Genomic DNA, 25,313 nt, shown 5'->3' with positions numbered 1-25,313 from the left:
GTGTCTAAGATACGTGTAAAGCAAGAAGAATCGCTATCGATTAAATTTAGCCATCAGATGGAAAAGGGCGATAGCCGTCAGCTCGATCTCTATTTCTTTTTACCCAAGGAAATGGGCATAGGCTCACATACGCTCAATGAAGAAGAGTACTATTTTAGCTCGATTGTCGGGCGCCGATCTTACTATTCTGAAGGTCTACATTTACCGCTGGTGCAGGGGCGTTTTGCCAGTTTGAATCGCCGTACCATTGAAGAGTTTCGCTTATACCTTAATTTATTCGCCTACCAGTTTGCCGTCGCTGTTGAAAACGATGTTAAAGAACTTAAACAAATATCTGACGTAGCTCACTTTTATCTCGCTCTTGATGAGCTGCGCGAACAAGTTATTCAATTACTGAAAAAGTTTCGCCGCAACGAACCTGAGGATCCTAAATGGAAATCCTATTTTGAAAACGCCGATAACTACTTGTCTTGGTTTTGTGAGCAGCAGTTACTGAAAGTGCTTGCTCATGCCACTCGTACCAGTGATTTTAATGATATTCAAGAGCGGGTATTAACCCTATGTCGCAATGAGTGTGCCTATCGGGATGAGCATAAATATAACTCAGTGCAAACGAAGCAAGACCCAAACAGAATATCTAATAAGATGTTGTTATTACGTCGGTTAATCCAGCAGGGCGTGGTGCTCAAAGAGGAATTAAAACCCTTAGGTATTGGCCTTAAAAAGTTCACCACAGGATTAGCGACCGCATTAGTGATGCTAGTGGTATCGGCATTGATTATTCAGGCTCAAGGTGCATTTAGTGGTTTCACCATTGCCCTAGTACTGACCTTGGCAGTAATTTACGGCTTTAGGGAAATTTTCAAGGACGATGTTCGTAATGCCATGTGGCGCTATGTGCAGCGCGGTAGACCTCGCTGGAGCCGCATTTTGCGTGATACAACCAGTCAGGCAATCATAGCTAAGCAATTAGTTTGGCTTGAGTTTATGCGTCAACAAGACTTACCAGATAAAGTCAGCGAAATTTTAAAGCACCGACATAGCCAAAATAAGGTCGATGCAGAAATTTTACACTATAAAATTGCCACTAAGGTGAATCAGAGCGAGTTCCAAGCGGGATATTCGACTATCCAAGAGCAAGTCAATTTTAGTTTAGTGCCCTTTGCCCGTTACTTAGAGCGAGGTAAAGCAAAGATTTATAAGGAAGTTGAAGGTAAAATCAGCCATGAATCGGTAGAGCGTCGCTATCAAGTTAATTTGATTTTAGTGTTACGTGAGAACCGTGAAGCCCCGCAGTATATTCGCTATAAAATTACCATGAACCGTTCAGCCATTATTGAAATTACCCAGAGCAAATTACCCGACTCGGTTAATGCTCCGGAATCTATCATTGATGACGAGTAAAAGCTTGGCCAATATTCTGCTCGTTATTTTGTTTAGCGCGCCTTAGGGCAATTTCAGCATTATTAAGATATTGCTCTAATGTTTGCCCCTCTTGATAACCCGCGATACCTATGCTGATACCTTCACTTAGGCCATTACCAGAGAGTTTTTCCATCATATTAAGCGCAAAACTATGGGCCTGGGTGGCGTCTGTGTCTGGTAACATCATGATGATCTTACCTAGTTGCCAATGCAAAATTTGATAATTAGCTGGGGTTTCAAGTAGTAATTGTACTTCGACTTCTTGTTGTCGATTCGCCAGTTGGTCTATGTCACTCATGTGACTCAACATACCCTCAGGGTTAATATCCATTAGCAATAAGCTAGAGCTAAGGCGGCTTTGCGGTGGTAACGAGCTAAAATAGCTTTCTAAATCGCCTAACCTTTGCAGTATGATATTTCGATGCGGGACTAGGTCACGTTTCTCTCTATTTGAGCCACGCTGATCTGCCTGTTCTAAAGTACATACAATATAATCAATCTCACCATCTGCTGTGACATGACCCTTTAAGGTAGCTTGCAAGCAATGGGATCGCGGCTCTTTGGGGGCACACAGTATTTGCCCTTGCCACTGACCTTGCATGGCGATTTGAGAGCTGATCCTTTGCCATTGATTACCTAAATCGTTGGCAAGTAATGAGGCTAAATCGTGATTTAAATCCCCATTGAGTTGCATCATGGCATCGAATGCCGGGTTAATTTTAATCAATTTACCATTGGCATCGGTGAGCGCGATAGCTACAGTGCTGTCGCAGAGTAGTTCATTGATGAAAGCCTGTTGTTTACTCTGGATTAGCTCACTAATATCTTCAAGGGTTATTAATAAATGTGGTGAACCTCGGCTTGCCCTTGGCGCTTGGCGTACATTAACCCTTAGCGTTGGGCCCTTAATGCTTTCTAGGCTGATATCTCCTGACCATTGCCCTATCTTATGCACTTGCTCCATTAACTGTGCGTATGTGGTGTCATCAAGGCACAAAGTTCGCTGCAGACTGCGGTCGGTCAACTCATCGAGTGGAACTAATGTTGCTTCAGCCGCTTTAGTATTGGCGCTAATCACTCGGGCATTTTCGTTGACCATCATAAAGCCGATATCACTGTTAAATAAACCATTAGCGACATCAATACTGTATTGGCGAGAACGTTGTTGTAAGCGATACATATGGCTAAGTAATATCACCCAAGCGGCTAACAGAGTGAGTATTAAAGATGCCGCGATAACAATATTTCGCCATTGATAAAATTGTGCCGCTATGTCTGAATTACGCACATAAGACAGTAAATAATACTCTCGGCGGGTCTCTGGCTGAGTTGTAAGCTCAAGCTTAAGGTAGACGAACGTGGCATCTTCACCGTGAAATTGACCAAAGTTACTCATCGACATATCACGCCACAATGCGGGGTAACTTTGCTTTAAACTCGCACCTAGAAAAGTGGGCACATTATTTAACGGGGCTAAGCTATTAGTACCAGTAAAGAGTAATCCCTGCGTATCGAGCATTAACATGGGCGAGCGATTACTCGAAAATGCTGGCTTTATGGCCTCAAGCATTTGTTCCATAGAGTTATACGTCACTATATATCCCATCGAACTTTGATCAGCCTTTTCTAGCAATGCCATTTGATACAGATAGGCTTCTAACTTACCGTCAATAGGGACAAATTCTAGTGGTGAGGTATAGACTTCTCGGCCTCCCATCTGGCGACTCACACCAAGTAATGCGGGCGGTATGGGATCTTTGCTGAAATTAGAGGTGGTTGAAAATTTATAATTACCTTGTGGATCGTATAGCGCCACGCCGAGTAGTTCAGGAATTTTTTGAACCAATTCTTGCCAACTTTGTTGTAATTTGAGTTGTTGCTTGGCGGTGGGGTTGCTTAAGTATTGCTTTAGTCGTTCATCATTGGCAAAAATTAAGGTGCGAAATTGCTGAAAAGATATTTTGTCGGTGACAAGCGTGCCTATGGTTTGTAGTTCACTGTATCTCTGTGTAGCCCATTCTTCCTGCAGACGACGCTCACCTAAAGTAATAATCAAGTTAGTTAAAATGATCATGCCAACCACCAGCATGGAAAGCTGGCTTGCAACGGCTAATACACGTTGATGCGACCAGTAGATCCCTTGAGTTAATGAGAGTAGTGGCGCGAGGGAATACGTACTTGGATTATTCTTTAGCATGAATCGATTATGTAGGTGAACTGTTAATTACGCTATGTTAACACGAAAGAATTGTTACTACAGTGCCAGTTGCAACGTAAAATTCCCATTGCAAAATTATGCTGGTTTTATGGGTAGCTTGGGCGCAGCGATATAGCAAAATATTGTAATATTTTAGGCAGTGTTAACCTAAGGCGCCTAATAGACGATGCTTGAATTGGCAGCCATAACTCTCAACTTGTTCACGGCAACGAACGATATCAACCCCTGCTAACCCTTCAATCGCTGAAACTTGTACTGTGTCTATGTAGTGTGGGGCTAACGCAATAAAGGCATGCATTGCAGCATAAGAACCGGCGAGTTTTGGGCGACAATGTTCAATATAGGCGGCTTCATTATCTGCATTAAGAGAAATCGATAAGCTGTCTACGCAGCCAGCAAGTTCTGGCAGAATATTGCGTCTATGGACTAAATTGCCCAACCCATCGGTATTAATGCGTACTCGTCCACCTCTTTGCTTTATTTCTTTTGCCACAGCGAGCAGGGTTGGAAGATTTAAGGTTGGTTCGCCATAACCGCAAAACACATATTCTTCGAAGTCGGTAACCTCACCCAACAGAGGAATAATCTCTTCAGGTTTAGGTTGATGGCTCAAAGCCAATTGATATTCATGGATCTGTTTACTGCCATTATGTTTCGGGCAAAAAGCGCAGCGCAGGGTACAGCGCCCAGTAATATTGAGGTAGCGACTACGGCGAATATCATAGACTAGCGTTTCGGTCGCACAGGTTCCGTTGGTGCAAACATCATCTGTAATGTGACCGTTCGCTAGGGTTTCAGTAGTGACAACGTGCGGGTTATCAAGGTGTTGATTATGCAGATACTTAGACATAATGACGGTTTCATTCTAACGACAACTGACGACTTAACCACAGTGTAGCGAAAGCCAGATGGCATAACTGTCAGCTAGATCGCAACTTGAAAGCTCAAACTCACTCACGGCAAAGTGACTTTGATGCTGATGTGGAATTGAGTGAGCACAGGCAATAAAAAAGAGAGCCTAAGCTCTCTTTTTAAGGATAAGACATTGATTAACTGTCTGTCGTTAACAACCTATAAATAGTCTTTCTTATAGTCAGTCGTGACAGCTTGCTCAAAATCCGGATGCTTAACGTCCTCATCATTGGTTTTTTTAGGCTGCCACCACCAGTTGAAGAAGCGGCTGCTAGAGCGGCTAACATCGTCGAGTATGATGTACAGCAGCGGCACTAAGATCAGCGTCACTACGGTCGAGAATAAGATACCAAAAGCGAGGGAGGTTGCCATTGGGATCACTATTTGTGCCTGCAAACTGCGCTCGAGAATAATGGGTACTAGGCCGACAAAGGTCGTGAGTGACGTTAAAATAATCGCCCTAAAGCGATAACAGCCTGAATCCACCGCTGCCTACCTGACCGATTGGCCTTGCTCACGCGCTCGGTTCACAAAATCGACCAAAATCAAAGAGTCGTTTACGACAACTCCAGCAAGCGCCACGATGCCGCAAAGGCTTAATACGCTCATCGCGAGCCCCTGAATCAAATGACCAAACAGGGCACCAATAATCCCAAAAGGGATAACCGACATGATGATTAACGGCTGGCTGTAGGATTTTAGCGGGATAGCCATCAGGGCATAAATGGTAAACAGGGCAAAGAAGAAACCTTGCAGCAAGCCGCCCATGGCATTCTGTTCATCTAAACTGCCGCCATCGAGCGCAGTTTGAATTTTAGGATACTTGGCTTGTAATTGTGGCAGGTAATCTTGTTGAATTTCCTGTACGACTTTTGAAGGTTCAACGATGTTTTTGTTGGCATTTGCCGTGATGGTAATTGCTCGCTTACCGTCAACACGGGTAATTGAGGCATAGGATTCACCTTTCTCAATTTGTGCCACAGTCGAGAACGGAACTGACGTACCCTTTGGCGTACGGATCAGCATGTTTTCCAGATAACCCACAGTACGACGCTGCTCTAATGGATAGCGCACCATTACCTTGATTTCTTCTTTGTTGCGTAAAATACGTTGGGCTTCATAACCATAAAAACCATAACGTACTTGGCGGGCTAAATCAGAAAGGGTTAAACCAAGGGCTTCCGCCTCTGGACGTATCTTCAGGCGAATTTCATGGCTGCCCGAGGAGAAGTTATCAGCAATATCGTACACGCCCTCATAACTGGCGAGTTTTTGCTTTAGTTCTTTTGATGCCGCAGACAGTTCATCGAGATCGCTTGAGGTCAACCTGAAGGAAATATCGCCACCGGCATCATTGGTGCTCGCGTTAAAGCTGAGTTTTTTAACCGATAACAGTTCGGGCAATTGTTCACGCCACGCCGCAGCAATCGTCACGCCGTCGACTTCGCGGTCTTCGCCTTTGGTCAGTTCTGCAAAAATAAAAGCAGAGGTACGTGAACTCATGTTAATAAAGCTGTGCTTCACTACTTGATAGCCGTTATCTTGCTCCATTTTATCGTTCATTTTATACAGGGCTTCTTCTATGCTCTGTACCACCTTTAAGGTGTTATCTTCTGAGCTGCCCTCATCCATTTCAAGTTGAACTTGAATAAAATCTGATGGAATATCAGGAAAGAATACCCAACGTACTTTACCACTGGCAACTAGGGCTATTGACAGAATCAACACCCCGACAAAAACAGCCACGACATTGTATCTGTGCTTGATACAACGCTCGAGAAAGTGGCGATAACTGTGGTGAATAAAGTATTGCACTCTGTCGTTGAAATTAGCTTTAAAGCGACCAAAAAGTCCCCTTGGTGCGCCAGGCTTTTTAAACTTCATATGCGCTAAATGCGCTGGCAGGATAAGCTTAGATTCAATCAATGAGAACACTAAACAGAGAATGACTACCATACCGATGGATTTCCAGATAATCCCCATCGGGCCAGAAACGATCAACATAGGGATAAAAGCAGCAATCGTGGTTAATACGCCAAAGGTAGCGGGCATTGCCACTTTTTGCGCGCCGCGGATCACGTTTTCAACCGAGTGACCGTGGCGTTCGACTTCGGTGTAAGCGCTCTCACCAATGACAATAGCATCGTCGACCACTATCCCGAGCACTAAAATAAAGGCAAACAGGGTTAGCATGTTAATGGTCATTGAAAAAGGATCAAGTGGCATAATCAGCATAGTGCCAAGAAACGACACAGGTATCCCCATCATCACCCAAAATGCTAACTTCAGATCAAGAAATAGGGCTAGGATGATAAACACCAGTAAGGCACCGTAAAACATGTTTGACGTCATCATGTCTAAACGGCCCTTTAGGTAGTGAGTCATATCACCCCAAGTATCGAGCTGTGCGTTAGCGGGAAGCGTAGCGCGGCGTTTCTCAACATATTTTTTAACTTGGTCTGCAATATCTAAGGCGTTTTGGTCGTCAATGCTGGTGACTTCGATAATCGCCGCAGGTTTACCGTTGAAGCGGGTGTATTCCAAGCGTTCTTCAAAACCGTCTTTGATGCTTGCCACCTGCGGCAACATCACGCGGCTACCGTCTGGGCGAGTGGTGACAACGATATTCGCAAAGTCATCGCCGGTGTAAGCTTGCCCCTTAGTGCGTAGCAGAATATCGCCATCTTGAGCGCGAATAGAACCGCCGGGTAAATCAAAAGAGGAGTTTTGTACTGCTAACGCTACCTGTGAAAAAGTCAGGCCGTATTCACGCAGTTTGTCCTCTGAGGTTTCGATAGCGATTTCATAATCACGTACTCCTGTGACTTTAGCACGGGTTACTGCGGGGAGTTGGGTTAAATCATCACGTACTGATTTAGCCAATTCTTTCATATCGTGTAGTGATATATCGCCATAGACAGATACCCAAATAACGTTATTCTCGGGCTTAATTTGGTAGATGTTGGGTTTTTCAATGTTTACTGGAAAAGTCGAAATAGCATCTAATCGTAACTTGGCTTCATCGAGTACTGCTTGTACTTCATAGCCGTCCTCGACTTCAACTGTAATAGAGCCCACGCCTTCGCTCGCAACTGACGTGACTTTCTTAATGCCATTGATATCTTGAATGGCTTCTTCAATCTTGATGTTAATGCCTTCTTCAATTTCCTGTGGTGCTGCGCCGGGATAAGCGACGGAGATATTCAGTAAATTGAGTTCAAAAGAAGGGAACACCTCTTTATTGATTAAAACCGTACTAAATAAGCCGCCGATTAACAGCACCCACATTAGCAGGTTAGCGGCCACACTGTTGCGGGCGAACCACGCTAAAATCCCTGTTTGAGTGTCCATCATTTAACCTCAGTGGCCGCAAGACTCGATTCAGGCGTGTCTTCTGTTTGCATATTAATGGGTAGTGCTGCTTCGCCTAATACTTTGACCAGTTGGCCATTTGCCATATTGTTAAAGTGAGTTGTAGCCACTCGTTCACCCGTTTTTAAACTGTCCTTGATAAATACACTTTCAAGATCGCTACGAACGACATTGACATGGCGGATCTCAACAATATTTTTATCATTCACAAGCACAACTTGATCGTTACGGACCACATGGCGTGGTAATTTAACTATGCCATCGACAGTGCGGCCTTTAATAATGGCATTAACAAAAGCGCCGTATTTGAGCGGTAAGCTACCGACCACTTTATTAGCGCGTAAATACGGATCTTTTATTTCAGCAACTAAATACACCATGCGATTTTCTGCATCAATCACACCTTCGCTACGGACAATATTGCCTTGCCAGCTATTGTTTTTTCCGGCTAGAGAGGCGCTAAGCGTCACTTCGGTATCGGGATTATCAACAGACTCTAGGTAGGCTAAATCATCATTTGAAATCGGCAAGCGGATTTCGGCAATACTGGTATCGTAAAGCTCCCCTAGATTAGTGCCTAAGCTAACGTACTGACCTAAATCGACATTTCTTGCCTTGATGATGCCATCAAAGGGGGCGCGGATAACGGTGCGCTCAAGATTGCGTTGGGCACGTGCCAGTGCTGCTTGGGCATATTTTACGTTGGCTTGTTCTTTTTTGAGCTGCGGAATACGTAGGCCTAACTCAGGCGGTAAGCCCTTGTCATAGCCTTTAAATTCAATTTTAGCCACTTCACCGCGAGCAATTTCTTCGTTCAGTGCCGCAGTGGCTTGAGCTAAAGTAGCATCAGCCTGCATTAAGTCGGCCTCGTAATCAGAGGGTTCGATTTGGGCTAATTGTTCGCCTTTTTTGACTATGCCACCAGCAACAAAGTTTGTTGAAATTGTTAATAATCTGCCTTGAACTTCAGTTACCAATTGAGTTTTATATTTAGGGGTAACCACACCGTAAGAAGGTAAATTGAGTGATACAGTTTGTTGAGTCACCTGCAGGACATCGACAATAGGAACAGGTATCTCTTCAGCTTTTTGTTCTGGCGCCTCCTTCGTTTGCATTAATAAGGCTGCGCCCAAAACAAACAGTAGCAGAATAAAAAAAGGAGATAATCTCCTTAATAAGGTCTTCATCATATTATCGTTACATCCATGCTAATCGCGTAATGGGGGTTAAAGTATCAGAGTCGGCCACAGCAATAAATTTATTTTTGTAAATAAAATGTATCTAAAGAATAATGTTGTAAAATCTAACGCTTAGCAGTGTACGTTTATTGATGGCGGTAAGATCAACAGCGTGTGTGATTCGGGTTCGCTTTTTTGTTCGCTGAATGTGTTTTTACTGTCTATTTATAAACTTAATCAAGTTGATAGAGGATCATGTTTAGGCTGGGTTCGTGGTTCGCTTTATTGTTGTGTTCATCTTTATGTTATGGAGTATGTGCATAACCTTAGATCGGGATAAGCTCTGCGTCTCTACAGGTTATTTCTCCCTTTATCTGCGTTAACTTTGCTACTAATAGCCCACTATTAGGTATAGGTATGTAAACTTGCCTTGATAACGGGAAAACTACCTCTGTAGAGTTAATTTTGCGAATAAGGTAATAAGATTAATCAGTTACCACAGTCACTATCTTGAGCTCAGGTTACATAATAAAAATGTAGCCAATATGCTGATAATAGGCGTGATAGGTATAAAAAAAGCCGCAAAAGCGGCTTTTTTTATAGAGTGCTAAAAAATGAATTACTTGTTCTTTTTTCTAGCAATCTTACTGGCTTTTTTAGCGGCTTCTTTCTTGCTGGTTTTCTTTGCAGCTTCTTTCGCTTTCACTTTGGCTTTTTTCTTACCCGGTGTGCGCGCTTCTTTATTCTTTGGACGCAGCTCTTCAATCACACGGCGTTTCAACGGCTGCTCGATATAACGCTCGATTTTACCTACGATACGCATGTCGTGGGCTTCGGCAAGTGAAATGGCAGTTCCTTTTGCGCCAGCACGGCCAGTACGACCAATACGGTGAATATAAGTATCGGCAGAGCGCGGCATATCAAAGTTGATTACATGGGTGATATCGTCGACATCAATACCGCGTGCAGCCACATCGGTCGCCAGTAATACGTTAACTTCACCTTTAGTAAAGCGGCTCAAGGCTTGGAAACGTTTCTTTTGTTCCATATCGCCACGCATGAAGGCGCAGGGAATGCCAGCTTTGAGTAACAGACCATCTAAGCTAGAAACGAGCTCGCGTGTTTTCACAAATACGATAGTGCGTTTAACATCTTCTTGGCGCAGCAAATGACATAGCAGTTCAAACTTATGTTCTTTATCGTCCGCTAAGTGGATCCACTGGTGGATTTTAGCTTTTTCGCTACGTGGGGCTTCAACATCGATTTCAATCGGGTCGTTGAGCACTTCACGGGCAAAACGTTGTACACCGCCGCCTTCTAAGGTGGCAGAGAACAGCATATTTTGTTTACGGCCTTGGGCTTCAATCGCAATCGCTTGCACAACCGAAGAGAATCCCATATCTAACATGCGGTCAGCTTCGTCGATAATTAAAATATCGACTTCTTGAGCGTTGAAGTTACCTTTATCAAGATACTCCATCAAACGGCCAGGGGTCGCAACTAGGATGTCCACGTTGCCAGCTAAGGCTTCTTCCTGTGGTCCGTAAGGCACGCCGCCAGTGACAATCGCGATATCTAAATCTTGGCCTGTGGCTAAATGGCAGGCATAGCGATGAATTTGGCTAGCTAACTCACGGGTTGGCGTGAGAATAAGGATACGAGCTTGCCCTGCAAAACGACGAGGGAAGTCAATTAAATGCTGTAGTGAAGGCAGTAAAAAGCTCGCAGTTTTACCTGTTCCTGTCGGGGCGCGCGCTAGAATATCTCTTTGCTCTAGGGCATAAGGGATAGTTTCTTGCTGAATAGTGGTGGGTGAATGATGCCCCATGGCATTAAGCGACTCTAATAAGCTAGGGTCAAGCTGGAAATCTTCAAATTGCATGCGCAGCGTCTCGACGGATATATAGCGCAGCATTATAAAGGTTATAGCGGTTAACTTAAATGACTTACTCTAGATCTCCGGTGTTTATCTTCTCAGTCGCTCAGGTTTTATGGTCGTAGGTATTAGCTAAATGCTTTTAGCTCAATGTATTAGCATTTGATTTGCGGGGTATTGCGCCTTTCATTAACGTTATCAAACTTAACTCCCTTTATGTAAAGTCTCAGAGGTGAGCCCAGTATCAGTATTTAAGGTAAAAATCTTGTATCAATTGCACCATGGTTTGGGTGTATTGGCCTGAAAGTTCTCGGATAATGATGTCACTGCTTTTAGGAGCCATTTCAGGCTGAGTTTTATGTGCAAGTACGCAAAGCACTCGATTGGCACTTTTCCCTACAACGCTGATAAGGTGAGTTATTTCAATCAAGCTGAGTTGTGAGAGTGCTAAACAATCATTAAAACGCGCCATACTCTGCATCGGTAATATAAGGCTTGCGTTTCCTTGCGGTGCTAGGCACACATGAATAGCATCGAGTAGTGCGGTAAAACTTAAGCTATCAGTGTGACGGGCCATCGCGCGCTGGGATTGTATTGCTTGTGTGCCTTGTTCAAAATAGGGTGGATTACAAATGATATGCTCAAACTTCCCTTGATATTCAACCTGTTGGCAAAATTTTTGTATGCTGCTATTCACTAAGGTCAGTCGATTAACCCATGGGCTATTACCAAAGTTATGTTGGCAAGCATGGGCGGCACTTGCGTCTAACTCAACTGCGGTAATCTGTGCTTGGCTACGCTGCGCGGCCATTAAACTGAGTAAGCCACTACCGGCGCCGATATCTAAGACAGTTTTTGCTGTGGTTAGTTGAGCCCACGCGCCTAAGACGACACTATCTGTGCCTACGGCCATGCCGCAATTCATGTCGTCGATATGAAATTGTTTAAAAGTAAATGCCATTGATAGTTTGCTTTGCCGTTGGAGTGTGATGAGCGTTCAATTGGGAATGGGCATTATTCTAAAGCCTGCCTTGGGTTTTTAGCTACCGCTTTAAACAAATGCAAAGACTTGAGTGACATAAGCCCTATTGCAGAGGGAGCTCATTTTTACCCTAATAATCCAGATTTCACTTAATTAACGCTTTAATTTATTGCCTCGATAACCTGTAGTTAGCAGTACATTAGCATTATTTTACCTTTTTAAGCCGCCAAGCCTAGTTATCTTGCATTAGCGTTGCAAGTTTGGTATTAGTTTCGCCCCCATTTTTAATCACTTTATTGATTAACGGATAGGTAAATGAGTTTTGTGGTGAATAAATAGACGGTTACGTCATGTTTAGCTTCGTCACTGTTTATTAACTCAGCAGATATTCAATATATTTACCACGGAAATGTGTAAACATAGATTTGCATTCCAAATGGGCTTTGTTTTAGCTATGGCTAATCGACACATAATCACTTAAGTTTGTAAAAAAACAATAAGACTAAATGGGGCTTCCAGTGCAAGACAATCATATGAGTATCGGGGATACATTGGGCTTAGGTTTTATGACCTTTGCATTTTTTTTGGGGGCAGGTAACTTAATATTTCCGCCGTTTGCTGGCATGTTGGCGGGGGATAATATGCCCTTCGCTATGTTGGGTTTTTTAATTACCGCCGTAGGTTTACCTTTAGTCGGGCTGATTGCCGTCGCTAAGGCTCAAGGTAAGGTTATGGCTATGCTGCCTGTATTTGCAGCAACGACATTGGCTATCGCGATTTATATTATTATTGGCCCTGCTTTTGCGGCGCCGCGTACCGGTTTAGTGGCCTATGAAATAGGGGCTAAACCTTTTATAGATAACACCACAGCTACGTTTTTATTAGGTAATTTAGAACTCAACCTGTCGCAGTTGTTGTACACCTTGTGTTTTTTTGCTGTCACTATGCTATTAGCGCTTTTTCCTGGGAAATTGCTCGATAGTGTCGGTAAAGTATTAACCCCAATCCTACTGATCTTATTGGTTGGATTAGCAGCTTCAGTGATCTTTTTACCCGCATCTGAAGTCGGTCAAGCGATGGGCGACTATCAAAAACATCCGCTTACCAAAGGTATTTTGGAAGGCTATAACACTATGGATACGCTCGCGTCCTTAATGTTTGGTATGTTGATTATCGATATTCTACGAAAAAAGGGCATATCAGAACCGAGCGCCCAAACTCGATACCTGATCCGCGCCGCCTTTATTGCTGCTGCAGGTTTAGCCTTCGTTTATGTGTCGTTGTTCTTTTTGGGTGCAACGGCAGGTGATATCGCGATTGGTGCTAAAAACGGTGGCGAAATTTTAACAAACTATGTCACACGTGAATTTGGCGATTTGGGTTCAATCTTACTTTCTACCGTAGTGACCTTAGCGTGTTTAACCACTGCTGTCGGTTTAGTGAGTGCTTGCTCTGAGTTCTTTAATGAACTGATGCCAAAATTGTCCTACCGCTTTTTGGTAATCTTTTTAAGTGTAATTTGTGCTGTGATTGCAAACGTAGGGTTATCTCAGTTGATCGCGATTAGTATTCCAGTGCTAATGACTATTTATCCGGTAGCCATTGCGCTTGTAGTGGTGACTTTTCTGACGGCTTATTTTGCTAATCCGCAGTTTGCGCACCGTGCAGTGTTGAGCGTGGCGTTACTGTTCGGTATTTTCGACGGCCTTAAAGTGGCAGCGAGTAGTCTGACAGGCGCTGACGGTCAAGCGGTTAATGGCATGGCACAGGGATTTATCCATATCGTTGATTCAATGTCTCCGGTGTTGTCTATGTTGCCGCTGTATGAAGAAGGTATGGCTTGGTTACTCCCCACAGCTGCAACGATTGCACTGTGCTTAGTATTCGGTCGTGGCCGAGGTCAAGTGGCTGCAGCTTAAATTTTATGATGAAAACTTACAGGCTCAGTTCAATTAAGCCTATATAGATTTAACCACATTTAATTTAATATCAACGGCGTATCATTTGATTACGCCGTTTTTTTATGGAGAATCTGTGCCTAAGACTTATCAGAGTGACCCACTTATTGATGCTTTTCTTGATGATATTTGGTCAAGTAAAGGGTTGAGCGATAACACGCTATCGGCTTATCGTACCGATCTGTGCCATTTTGAGCGTTTTCAAATTCAGCAAGAGGTTACGCTACTCGCGGTTTCTCAAGCTGATATTCGGGCGTATTTAGCCTTTAGGGTCGAACAGAATTTTGCGCGTACCAGTAGTGCTCGGCTACTCAGTAGTTTACGGCGTTTCTATAGCTACCTTATACAGACTAAACACATCACGACGGATCCCTTGGCGTTAATCGAGTCGCCCAAATTAACCCGTCATTTACCCGACTCATTAAGTGAATCGCAGGTCGAGCGTTTGTTGTCAGAGCCCAATGTAGAAGATGCCGTTGAATGCCGCGATAAGGCGATGCTGGAGCTGTTATATGCCACTGGTTTAAGGGTGAGTGAACTCGTTAGCCTGACGATGGAGCAAATGAGCCTGCGTCAAGGCTTAGTGCGGATTGTCGGTAAGGGCGGTAAAGAGCGGCTGGTGCCACTGGGTGAGTTGGCGATTACTGAAGTCGAAAGCTATATGAAATTTGCTCGCCAAGAACTGCTCAGTAATAAACAATCTGATGTAGTGTTCCCGTCTAAACGCGGACAGATGATGACTCGGCAAACCTTTTGGCATCGAATCAAGTTATATGCCCTGCGTGCTGGGATTGAGACTGCATTGTCACCACACACATTACGCCACGCTTTTGCTACCCATTTGCTCAATCACGGTGCCGATCTGCGGGTGGTGCAATTGCTGTTAGGTCATAGTGATTTGTCGACAACACAAATTTATACCCATGTGGCCCGCGCAAGGTTGCAGGAATTACATCAACAGCACCATCCTAGAGGTTAATAAAGGATTTAGTTACAGCATAAATTTGCTTTCCGAACGGCTTGCCTGTAACTTTTCGCCCCCATAGAGGGTCTATTAAGTATATCGAATTTGAACGACCTCAAAATCTCTTCGTAGAGACTCAATTTATAGGATGCCCCATGAAGTTAACCCGAGCATTATCTTTAATTTTTGCCTTTGTTGTTGCGCCTCTTGTGAACGCGGCAACGGCGACCTCGCCAGATACTGCGGCGATTAAGCAAAAACTGACCGAGACGTTAGATGTTGAAGTCATTTCTATGCAAGACTCACCCATTGACGGTTTGTATCAGGCTATGACCAACCGCGGTGTACTTTATATCACTCGTGATGGCTCAAAACTGTTTCACGGCAGCGTATATGACTTAGATAAAGGCATGAAAAACTTAACCGAAGCCGCATTAGCTGGCCCACGTTTAGAAATGATGAAGCCGCTTGAAGATAATATGTTGGTTTATAAAGCCAAAAACGAAAAGTATGTCGTCACTGTATTTACCGACGTTAGCTGTGGCTATTGCCGTAAATTGCACAGCCAAATGGATGAATACAATAAACTAGGTATTACCGTGCGTTATTTAGCGTTCCCGCGTGCGGGTGTGCCTTCGGCCAATGCCGACGAGATGCAGGCGATTTGGTGCGCTAAAGATCCTTTAAAAGCCATGACAGATGCCAAAGCGGGTAGCAAAGTTGTCGCGGCTACATGCGATGCTAAGATTGCCGAACAGTATGCTTTAGGGGCAACATTTGGTGTTAATGGCACGCCTGCAATCGTGTTAGACGACGGTAATATGATCCCCGGTTATCAACCCCCTGCAGACTTATTACGCACCTTAGAGGCGCGTCAATAATACTCAGAACCGTAAAAATTATCCCACTAAAGGTGAGCTTAACGCTCACCTTTTTGTTATCTTATTGCCACGATTCCCTCAGAGTTAGAGTCCCTTGATCCATAAGATAGTCCGTCGCCCAACCGTTGATGATAGCCATTTACCCGCTCATCTTTCGCCGCTATTAAAGCAGCTTTATGCTCGTCGCGGCGCGCTAACTCACGAGTGTGAACTTGCTCTGAAGGGGTTGTTAAGGCCTGACACCATGAAAGGTTTGGCTGAGTCTGCTGCACTTATCGCCGATGCAATGCAGGCGAAGAAATCGATTTTGATTGTCGGTGATTTTGATGCCGACGGCGCAACCTCGACCAGCGTGTGCATGTTGGCGCTGCGGATGATGGGCGCGACCAAAGTGGACTATTTGATTCCCAATCGCTTTGACTATGGCTACGGCTTAAGCCCTGAAATAGTTGCTGTTGCGGCGACTAAACAAGCCGAAATGTTGATTACGGTGGATAACGGTATTTCATCAATTGATGGCGTAGCCGCGGCCAAAGCCTTTGGCATGCAAGTAGTGATTACTGACCATCATCTACCCGGACATGAATTACCTAATGCCGATGCAATCGTCAATCCGAATCAACCCGGTTGTTCATTTGCCAGTAAATCGATTGCTGGCGTCGGGGTGGCTTTTTATTTGATGACGGCGTTAAGAGCCGAACTGCGAGCGCGAAACTGGTATCAAACGCGCGGTATTACTGAACCTAATTTAGGCTCTTTGCTCGATATCGTTGCCCTTGGCACCGTTGCCGATGTGGTGTCACTTGATGCCAATAATCGTATTTTGGTCGAAGCGGGTTTGCAGCGTGTGCGCGCTGGGCGCTGCCGAGTGGGAATTACCGCATTGCTTGAAGTGGCGAAGCGAAACCCTGCGCGTATCGTTGCATCCGACTTTGGTTTTGCCGTAGGCCCAAGACTTAATGCCGCAGGGCGGTTGGATGAAATGGCGCTTGGCGTTGAAACATTACTTTGTGAAGACATGATGCTTGCCCGCCGCATGGCCGCGGAGCTTGACGGTTTAAACCAAGAGCGGCGTGAGCTTGAAGTGGGTATGCAGCAAGAGGCATTGAAAACTCTTGAGCAATTAAAGCTCAACGAAGCCGAGTTACCTTGGGGTATCGCTTTATTTCAAGAAGATTGGCATCAAGGCGTGATTGGGATTTTAGCCTCGCGCATTAAAGATAAATACCACAGACCGGTAATAGCCTTTGCCGATGCAGGCAACTGTGAAATTAAAGGCTCGGCGCGCTCGATTAAAGGGCTGCATATGCGTGACTTACTTGAACTGGTGAACACGCGTAACCCTGGGCTGATTATCAAGTTTGGCGGCCATGCGATGGCGGCTGGGTTATCACTTAAAGCCGGCAGTTTTGCTACGTTTGCCAAAGCCTATGATGATGCGGTGCGTGAACAGCTTAAAGCGGAGTTATTAACCGGCGAGTTTTGGTCCGATGGTGAACTTACCCCAACAGAGTTGAATCTGGAGATGGCGCAGTTATTGCGCAATGCTGGACCTTGGGGTCAAGCCTTTGAAGAACCGCTATTTGATGGTTACTTTACCATAGTGCAACAACGCCTTGTTGGTGAGCGTCACCTTAAATTGGTGCTTGAAACCCAATGTGGCACAGTGATGCTTGATGCGATTGCTTTTAATGTGGATTTACACACATGGCCCGATGCAACTATTCGCCACGCCCGTATTGTTTATAAACTTGATGTGAATGAGTATCGCGGTAACTTCTCATTGCAACTCATGGTTGAGCAAATTGAGGCCATGTAACTCAATTTTTAGGATTGCCTTTGCAATTCTGATTAAATAAGTTTTCTAACTTGATTGGTATATCGATATCTCCTATTAAAAATGTAATGTTGGAATATAAAACATGGAAACTAGAACGTTATTTATTAAGGCAAGCAGACCTGTGAGTGGAGAGCTTAAATTAGACCCTGTATTGATTGCAAAAAATAAGTTAGCTGGTATTGAAACAACTATAGCATTAGATACTAATATATTGATAAGCATGGAAAAGGTTGTAGATAATGGAAATAAATGGGCGTCCGTAAAAAAACAAGGGTTGCATAATCTGATTAAACTTTTACAAAGGTGTCCGCCTCAGAGTGTTTGCATATCACCTGGATTAGCTTTGAATGAAATGCCACCAGAGCTTGCACAAAAGTCTAGAGAAAAGTATGAGTTATTTTGTACTGAACACTTACCTGGATTTATTGATACTCCAAATTGCGTATATTCAGAGTATACAGGGAAGAGTGAAAACTACGGATACAATGATCTTTCACATGAAGCAAAAACCACTTTAGCAATATCATTTTCATGTATTTTATATTTGAATTTAATTGATAATAAGTTCAAAGGAAAGCCGATTGAAAAATTTAAAAAATTTTTAGATAAAATTGAACGTAAAGTTGACATCTTGAGTGCTGCGGAAATTGAAATTGCAAAATACTGCTTTGTAGAACCACCTTCTAATAGTAGGGGGATTATTGAATTAAGAAGAAAGATTAGAAACAACTTTCTTAAAACAAGTGAGGGTAAGTTACCGACTAACTCTGCAGAGGTTATGAAGATCGCATTTAATGGTGCTTGCGATATTCATCTATTACAGACTGCTAATATCGTCGAACAAAATGGTATCGACGGTGTAAATCAAGATGTCTGGATTGCTACAAAAGACAAAAAATTAGCCGAGTTTTGTAATGTTTTTCATCATGTTAATCTGGATGGTGAAGTAGGAAAGTATGCTACAAGTATGATTCATCCGGAGCATTCAAAAGACATCTATTGGATGTTAGTTGATACCGAGTTTAGTCTAAAAAGCATAATGAGACGCTCATATCATGAATCTAGAGAAATTAAATATAATGATCTTATTAAAGTTGCTAATGAAGCAATCCAAGAAATTATAGAAGCGTTTGATTAATGTATGATTGGAGATGTTTTTAGTGTTAACTGAGCTTGTGTATAAATATTATTAGAGCGTGCGAGAGTGTAATGTTTTCTATGAATAAAAATAGCCAGCGGATGCTGGCTATATGTTTGTGTTACCGTCGATGTTGATTAACTTGTTAAGCCACTTTGGTCTTAGCGGTTTCTTCATCACTATGGCGAATTAAGTAATCAAATGCGCCCAATGATGCATTTGCGCCGCTGCCCATGGCAATAATGATTTGCTTGAAAGGGGAGTCAGTCACATCACCTGCGGCAAAAATACCTGGAACAGAAGTTTGTCCGCGTGCATCAACAATAATTTCGCCCCTTGGGGTTAAATCAATGGTGCCTTTCAACCATTCTGCATTGGGTACTAAACCAATTTGTACGAAGATACCTGCAAGTGTGACATGATGGCTATCACCTGTTGCTCTGTCTGTGTAGTTCAGGCCATTCACTCGGGTGCCATCGCCAGTCACTTCAGTGGTCATCGCTTGGGTAATAATAGTAATGTTACCCATAGAAGCCGCTTTACGTTGCAGTACATCATCGGCGCGTAGGGTTTTATCAAACTCCAGTACCGTTACGTGCTCGACAATATTCGCTAAATCGATAGCAGCTTCGATACCTGAGTTACCGCCACCAATCACAGCTACGCGTTTACCTTTAAATAACGGGCCATCGCAATGTGGGCAATAAGCCACGCCTTTGCCGCGGTATTCTTTCTCACCGGGGACGTTCATTTCACGCCAGCGGGCACCTGTGGCCAATAATATAGTACGGCTACGTAATTTAGCGCCGCTTGCTAACTCAAGTTCAAACAAACCGTCAGTGCCTAACGACACGGCTTTCTGGTTGTCCATGATGTCAACTTCGTAGTCTCTTACATGGGCTTCAAGGTTTGCTACAAGCTTTGGACCTTCAGTCGATTTGACTGATATAAAGTTTTCAATACCTACGGTTTCAGCCACTTGTCCGCCAAACTTGTCGGCAACAATACCAGTACGTAAGCCTTTACGCGCTGCATAAATAGCCGCTGCAGCACCTGCTGGGCCACCGCCAACCACTAATACTTCAAATGGGGCTTTTTCAGCAATTTCATCAGCCTTACGGCTGGCGGCATTGGTGTCGAGTTTATTCAAAATCTCGCCAATACTGATGCGACCTGCAGCAAACACTTCGCCGTTTAAGTAGACCGATGGTACAGCCATGATGTTGCGGCTATTCACTTCGTCTTGGAACAAAGCACCGTCAATCATCACGTTAGTGATATTTGGGTTGATTGCGGCCATCATGTTCAGTGCCTGAATGACATCAGGGCAGTTTTGGCAGGTCAGAGATACGTAAGTCTCAAAGGCATATTTGCCGGGCAGATCGCGGATCTGCTGGATAATCTCATCGCTGAGTTTAATTGGGTGTCCACCTGTGTGCAGTAAGGCCAGCACAAGTGAAGTAAATTCGTGACCCATAGGCAGACCAGCAAAACTAATTTGCGTATTAATCTGTGGGTTTATTACTGTCATTGCTGGGATGCGTTCGCCCTGAATTTCTTTCAGGCTCACCAAAGAAGAAAGGCTGACAATGTCTTGCGCTAAACTTTTTAATTCTTGAGATTTTTTAGACTCGTCTGCAGACACGACAAGTTCAACTGGTCTCTTGAGGTTTTGCAGGTAGGTTTGCAGTTGATTTTTTAAATTCGCATCTAACATGTGATAACTCCAAAATTGCTTAAAAGGGAGAGATAAAAGGCGCCAGTCTAGGCCCATGCAGGGGCGGGCTTAGTCCTTTGCAATGTGGCGTTGCAGTTTCGGGGTGCAACGCCATTTAGCTCAGGATGCTAGACTGGCGGGGTTGACGCTTTGGGCTAAATTAGATTTTGCCAACTAGGTCTAAAGATGGTGCTAATGTGTCATCACCTGGCTGCCATTTAGCTGGGCAAACTTCACCATCGTGAGTCGCAACATATTGAGCAGCTTGAATTTTACGAACTAGCTCTTGAGCGCTACGGCCAATACCTAAATCGTGAACTTCGCTAACCTTGATTTGGCCTTCTGGGTTAATAACAAAAGTACCACGCAGTGCTAAACCGTCTTCTTCTATCATCACACCGAAGTTACGGCTGATAGTGCCTGTTGGGTCAGCCAACATTGGGAAGTTAATCTTCTTAATGGTGTCTGACGTGTCATGCCATGCTTTGTGAGTGAAGTGAGTGTCAGTAGAGACTGAGTAAACTTCAACACCCATACCTTGTAGCTTTTCGTAGTAATCAGCCATGTCGCCTAATTCAGTTGGGCAAACAAAGGTAAAGTCAGCAGGGTAGAAGAATACCACTGACCATTTACCTAACAGGTCTTGCTCTGTCACTGGAACGAATTCACCATTGTGAAACGCAGTGGCTTTGAATGGTTTGATTGTGCTGTTGATAATTGATTGAGTCATTTTTATGCTTCCATTTAGTTGATGATTGCTTAAGTTCATAACGAGGGCGTTTGCTTGCGTCCTGTCGATGTGAAGCATACTACCGACTCGCTAATAATTAAGATAACGGATAAAAGCTATCATTCTAATCGGTTTAATAGAATGCAAGTGAGATCTGGCCGGACTCAATCGGTTTACCACGCCCACTGCAGGTTTGGTGTGATTGGGGTTGCTCAGGGTTTTAGGCGAGTGCTTATCTGTGAAGGATGTGGGATAAATTTCAGGTATAAAAAAGGGATATCTATGATATCCCTTCAAACATAAATTCAATTAGAACAAGACCATTTTACAAATGCTTAGGTGCTGGCAAGCTAAATGTGATTACTGAGTCTTAGGCTGAGTTAGCCAAGTGCTGAGTAAACGTACGCCATAACCTGTTGCGCCAGCTGGCACTACGGCGGTATCGGTGGCGGTTAACGCATTACCCGCGATATCAAGGTGTGCCCAAGGTTGTTCGCCCGCAAAGCGTTTTAAAAACATCGCCGCAGAAGAAGCGCCAGCACTTCCTTCTTTACCGGTATTTTTTAGATCCGCGATCGTGGATTTAATCTCATCAGCATAGGCTTGATCTAACGGTAAACGCCATACTTTTTCATCAACCTGTTGTCCTGCATAGGTTAACTCTTTGACTAAGGTCTCTGAATCGGTAAACAATCCCGCATACACGCTGCCAAGTGCGCCGACTTTAGAGCCGGTTAACGTCGCGACATCAATGATAATCGAGGGGTTGTAGTGTTCTCGGGCATACCAGAGGCCATCGGCCAACACTAAACGACCCTCTGCATCGGTATTGAGCACTTCAACGGTAAGCCCTTGGGCCGTTTTAATCACGTCCCCAGGGATCATCGCATGGCCGGATATCATGTTCTCTGCCATGGGCATAATTGCCACAACGTTGACCGCTGCTTTTTGAATCGCCATGGCTTTAATGGTGCCAAGTACCGTCGCCGCGCCCGCCATATCTGACTTCATCCGTGCGATTGAAGTGCCCGTTGCTTTGATATTATAACCGCCCGAGTCAAAGGTAATGCCTTTGCCAACCAGTGCAATTGGCGCGTCTTTACTACCTGGCCAATGGGCGACGACTAACTTAGGTGGGCGCTCACTGCCTTTACCCACCGCAGCTAAAGCGCCTAGTTGTAAGCGTTCGATATCTTTGGCTTCTAATACTGTGACTTTAACACCGAGGGATTTAAGTTTTCTGGCTTCATTGGCAAAGCTATCGGGATACATAATGCCAGCAGGTGCGTTGGTTAAGTCGCGGGCTAAAAACACGCCTTCTTCAACCGCTTGTAAGTTTTTGTGGCGTTTCTGGTTGGCGCTTAAATCATCGACGGCAATTTGATAGTTTTTTTGCTTATGGGTACTGGCTTTAAACTGAGTGTAACGGTAGCTACGTAGCTCTATACCATGGGCAAGCTCAGCAGCAAATAGTGGCGCGGCCGTTAAGCCTTGAGTAAATATACGCACCGTGGCCTGCGGAACAGTATCGAGTTTTGCAGCAATATTGCCCCCAATAGTATTAATGGAGCCTGGGGTTAAGATTTTTGCATCGCCAATGCCTACCAGTAATATCCGTTTAGCATCGATTTCGCTCGGTACTAAAATCTCGAGGGTTTCTCCCTGCTTACCGGAAAAAATATTATCCGCCGTTGCAAGGTTTAGTTGGTCTTGGGTCGACTGAGGTAAAAGGTCGATACCATAGGTGGTTGAATCAGCACTTTGGAATAGCACTAAGGTATCTGAGTTCAGTGAGCTACGAGTATCAAAACTAAAAATTTCGGCGTTAGCATTGAGAGGATTAAGGCACGCCAGAGCCATAACGCTTAACATAAATTTGTGCTTATTTTTCATGGTACAACTCATATCATTGGAGTGTGAGAAGAATATCAAAGCTCAGCCTTAGGGTTAACTAATTTAAGCTATTTGGCTGAGATTAAGATTAAATCCAAGGCCCAAACCGCGTTAACGATCGCTCAAGGGCAAAGCCTAATTGCTGGGATAACGATTGGGCATTGCTTTTAAGGGCCGATGTACCTAAAAGCTGGGGTGTTTGGCTAGCAAAAATCACCCAATTACCGCCGCCCGTCAGGCAGGCGTCAACATGGGCAAAGTGCTGTTGTAAGTCGGCTAATAATTCGCGATTTTGGCTATGCTCTTTCCAGCAGTTTAGTACTAAATAACCGTTAGGTTTGATGAGGTTAGTGCATTGCTCTAGGAATACTGGCGAAAGCTGGCCTGCTTCGACTCCTTTGGCGGTGTATATATCGGCAAAAATCACATCGACTTTTTTATGCTCGCCAGCGGCTAAAAATGCGATGGCATCATCATTAATAAGATTCAGCTTTTTACCTATGGGGAGTTGGAAGTAGCGTTTAGCTAACTCAATCACTATAGGGCGTAATTCCACCGCCGTTAACTTTATGGCTGCGTCGAAATTGCGTAGAGAGTGAATAATCGAGCCACCACCTAAACCTAAAACAATAGCGCTCTTGGGCTTACAAAATAGCAAAACTAACAACATGGCTTGCACATAAGTATGTTGGGGGATATGTGGCGCAGCTTTTAAAATTTTACTCTGCTCATCATTATCCCCAAAGGACAGGATCCGTGAGTCGTCATAATCGATTACGCGAATTGGGCCTAATTCATCTTGAGTTTCATATAAGAGGGTAGAATCAACCATATTGAATCAAATACTCGGTTTTGCTGCATGGCTTGTTTGCGTGTGCTATAACTCAGCGCGCAAAAAAGTTAGAATTCAGACAGTTTAGTTAATTGAGCGGCTATTATGACAAATCAAATCCTGCTTGCCTGTATTTATCTTGCAGTGTTTCTCTTTTTACAGCGTGCATTAACCCATTGGGTGCGCAAACTTGCGCAAATGAAGCAGGTGAGTGTAACGCGCACCAGTTTAGTTACGCGGTTTATCTCATATGTGATGTTCTTTATTACACTATCACTGATGGCGGTCTCTTTAGGGCTTGGCTATCAGGATGTATCGCTATTTGTTTCCTCTGCTTTTGCGGTAATGGGCGTCGCGTTAGTGGCGCAGTGGTCAATATTAAGTAACTTAACGGCAGGTGTACTGATTTTCTTTGTATTCCCTTACCGCATAGGCGAACGTATTAAGGTGGTTGATAAGGATGAGGACATCAGCGGTATTATTGTTGAAATCGCTTTATTCCATGTACTCATCCACCGTGATAACGGCGATATGGTGACTTACCCTAATAACTTGATGTTGCAAAAGGCGGTACTAAAGCTAGCCGATCAAACTCCATTAGCTCAGCGGCAAGCTCAGTCAGACAGTAAAAAACGCTTTGACCCAGAATAACCGGCAAGCTTTCGCACATCTTGATAGCGCATCTACCTCGCTGTGAATGTGTTAGCTCGCCTTGATTCATAACATGAGGTTGAGCTCAGCAGTTATTACCTTCACCTTTATTACCTACTTCTACTTCCTCTTCTTTATATAGCTAGTTAACCAATGATGAAGTCATAACGTGCGTTTGGATCATCCCTGTCACTTTCTTTGACATGGCTTGTTTGCAGTATGACAAATGCCGACTTAAATTGATTCACAGGCATTAAATAGCGGTTTTATCCCAAATAGTATTGCTCCTAGCTACATGACTTGAGTCATCAACACACTTATTCGCCATTATTAATAAGCCAAAGTTGCTGGTTTTGTGGATAAGTCTGGGGGTAAGCGGTGGGTAGTGTGTGGCTAGTGTAGATATCAGTAATTAACGGCTAATTTAGTGAAAAAAGGGTTGCACAAAATCTCGCGCTGCCTATAATGCGCATCCACTGACACGGCAGACAGCGTTAAGCCGTCTGATGTAGTAACAGTTCATCGATAAGTTTACTGATTGATGAGTGTTGAGAAAGTTTGTAAAAACTCCTTGACGCACAATGGGAAATGCGTAGAATACGCAGCCCTAGCCACCTGGAAGCATTTGATGCTCAGTGTGGTACTCACATTCTCTGATGAGATTGAGTTGCTCTTTAACAATATAAAACAAGAAATCTGTGTGGACACTCACAGGTGTTGAGTTAATCGAAACTGCTTAGCCTTCG

General features: G+C 44.0%; 16 protein-coding genes and 1 pseudogene. 7 read left to right on the top strand and 10 right to left on the bottom strand.

The window, feature by feature from the left end; all coding sequences use genetic code 11:
* On the top strand, positions 1 to 1,404 hold the full coding sequence (locus tag BW947_RS06090; RefSeq protein WP_076498036.1) for a hypothetical protein: 1,404 nt from the start codon (positions 1 to 3) through the stop codon (positions 1,402 to 1,404).
* Here BW947_RS06090 and BW947_RS06085 read toward each other — a convergent pair.
* The 6 genes and pseudogenes from BW947_RS06085 to BW947_RS06060 all read right to left on the bottom strand — a co-directional run bounded on the left by BW947_RS06085 (position 1,388) and on the right by BW947_RS06060 (position 11,942).
* Entirely contained in the window at positions 1,388 to 3,622 is a 2,235-nt protein-coding gene (locus BW947_RS06085; protein ID WP_076497554.1) for a PAS domain-containing protein, read from the bottom strand. The two genes, BW947_RS06090 and BW947_RS06085, sit on opposite strands and share 17 nt — an antisense overlap.
* Before the next feature lie 163 nt (positions 3,623 to 3,785).
* Positions 3,786 to 4,493, bottom strand: coding sequence for a TatD family nuclease-associated radical SAM protein (locus tag BW947_RS06080; protein ID WP_076497552.1), 708 nt, complete (start codon positions 4,491 to 4,493; stop codon positions 3,786 to 3,788).
* A gap of 221 nt (positions 4,494 to 4,714) precedes the next feature.
* Positions 4,715 to 7,906, bottom strand: a pseudogene (locus tag BW947_RS06075) (efflux RND transporter permease subunit).
* Positions 7,906 to 9,117: an efflux RND transporter periplasmic adaptor subunit gene (locus BW947_RS06070; RefSeq protein WP_076497550.1), complete on the bottom strand. Its 1,212-nt coding sequence runs from the start codon at positions 9,115 to 9,117 to the stop codon at positions 7,906 to 7,908. Before BW947_RS06070 ends, BW947_RS06075 begins: the two are co-directional and overlap by 1 nt.
* A gap of 607 nt (positions 9,118 to 9,724) precedes the next feature.
* Entirely contained in the window at positions 9,725 to 10,987 is a 1,263-nt protein-coding gene (gene srmB / locus BW947_RS06065) for an ATP-dependent RNA helicase SrmB (protein ID WP_076498035.1), read from the bottom strand.
* A gap of 238 nt (positions 10,988 to 11,225) precedes the next feature.
* On the bottom strand, positions 11,226 to 11,942 hold the full coding sequence (locus BW947_RS06060) for a tRNA1(Val) (adenine(37)-N6)-methyltransferase (protein WP_076497548.1): 717 nt from the start codon (positions 11,940 to 11,942) through the stop codon (positions 11,226 to 11,228).
* A 527-nt stretch (positions 11,943 to 12,469) separates the two neighbouring features.
* On the opposite strand from BW947_RS06060, the gene brnQ reads away from it, so the two are divergent.
* The 5 genes from brnQ to BW947_RS18550 all read left to right on the top strand — a co-directional run bounded on the left by brnQ (position 12,470) and on the right by BW947_RS18550 (position 18,744).
* The gene (gene brnQ / locus BW947_RS06055) at positions 12,470 to 13,882 is read left to right on the top strand and encodes a branched-chain amino acid transport system II carrier protein (protein ID WP_076497545.1); all 1,413 of its coding nucleotides are present in this window, start codon (positions 12,470 to 12,472) and stop codon (positions 13,880 to 13,882) included.
* A gap of 115 nt (positions 13,883 to 13,997) precedes the next feature.
* Positions 13,998 to 14,900: a site-specific tyrosine recombinase XerD gene (gene xerD, locus BW947_RS06050; RefSeq protein WP_076497542.1), complete on the top strand. Its 903-nt coding sequence runs from the start codon at positions 13,998 to 14,000 to the stop codon at positions 14,898 to 14,900.
* Between the two features lie 140 nt (positions 14,901 to 15,040).
* On the top strand, positions 15,041 to 15,766 hold the full coding sequence (gene dsbC / locus BW947_RS06045; RefSeq protein ID WP_076497539.1) for a bifunctional protein-disulfide isomerase/oxidoreductase DsbC: 726 nt from the start codon (positions 15,041 to 15,043) through the stop codon (positions 15,764 to 15,766).
* 94 nt (positions 15,767 to 15,860) lie between these two features.
* Positions 15,861 to 17,585, top strand: a complete 1,725-nt coding sequence (recJ, locus tag BW947_RS06040; protein WP_076497536.1) for a single-stranded-DNA-specific exonuclease RecJ — start codon at positions 15,861 to 15,863, stop codon at positions 17,583 to 17,585.
* A 103-nt stretch (positions 17,586 to 17,688) separates the two neighbouring features.
* Positions 17,689 to 18,744, top strand: a complete 1,056-nt coding sequence (locus BW947_RS18550) for a hypothetical protein (protein ID WP_076497534.1) — start codon at positions 17,689 to 17,691, stop codon at positions 18,742 to 18,744.
* Between the two features lie 145 nt (positions 18,745 to 18,889).
* Here the strand turns inward: BW947_RS18550 and ahpF are convergent, their stop codons facing one another.
* The 4 genes from ahpF to BW947_RS06015 form a co-directional block, all read right to left on the bottom strand.
* Positions 18,890 to 20,461, bottom strand: coding sequence for an alkyl hydroperoxide reductase subunit F (ahpF, locus tag BW947_RS06030; RefSeq protein ID WP_076497532.1), 1,572 nt, complete (start codon positions 20,459 to 20,461; stop codon positions 18,890 to 18,892).
* A 160-nt stretch (positions 20,462 to 20,621) separates the two neighbouring features.
* A complete protein-coding gene (gene ahpC, locus BW947_RS06025; protein WP_076497531.1) occupies positions 20,622 to 21,191 on the bottom strand; it encodes an alkyl hydroperoxide reductase subunit C in 570 nt (189 codons plus the stop codon).
* A 360-nt stretch (positions 21,192 to 21,551) separates the two neighbouring features.
* Positions 21,552 to 23,084 (bottom strand): leucyl aminopeptidase, encoded by a 1,533-nt coding sequence (locus tag BW947_RS06020; protein WP_076497529.1) that lies wholly within the window; start codon positions 23,082 to 23,084, stop codon positions 21,552 to 21,554.
* A gap of 88 nt (positions 23,085 to 23,172) precedes the next feature.
* Entirely contained in the window at positions 23,173 to 23,916 is a 744-nt protein-coding gene (locus tag BW947_RS06015) for a spermidine synthase (protein ID WP_076497528.1), read from the bottom strand.
* Positions 23,917 to 24,021: 105 nt separating this feature from the next.
* Between BW947_RS06015 and BW947_RS06010 the strand changes: the two genes are divergently transcribed.
* The gene (locus BW947_RS06010) at positions 24,022 to 24,567 is read left to right on the top strand and encodes a mechanosensitive ion channel family protein (protein WP_076497526.1); all 546 of its coding nucleotides are present in this window, start codon (positions 24,022 to 24,024) and stop codon (positions 24,565 to 24,567) included.
* Positions 24,568 to 25,313 lie beyond the last annotated feature (746 nt).

Origin of the sequence: Shewanella morhuae (assembly GCF_900156405.1) — a bacterium.
In the GTDB taxonomy this organism is placed as follows: Bacteria; Pseudomonadota; Gammaproteobacteria; order Enterobacterales; family Shewanellaceae; genus Shewanella; species Shewanella morhuae.
This window is presented reverse-complemented; position numbering and strand designations above follow the sequence as displayed.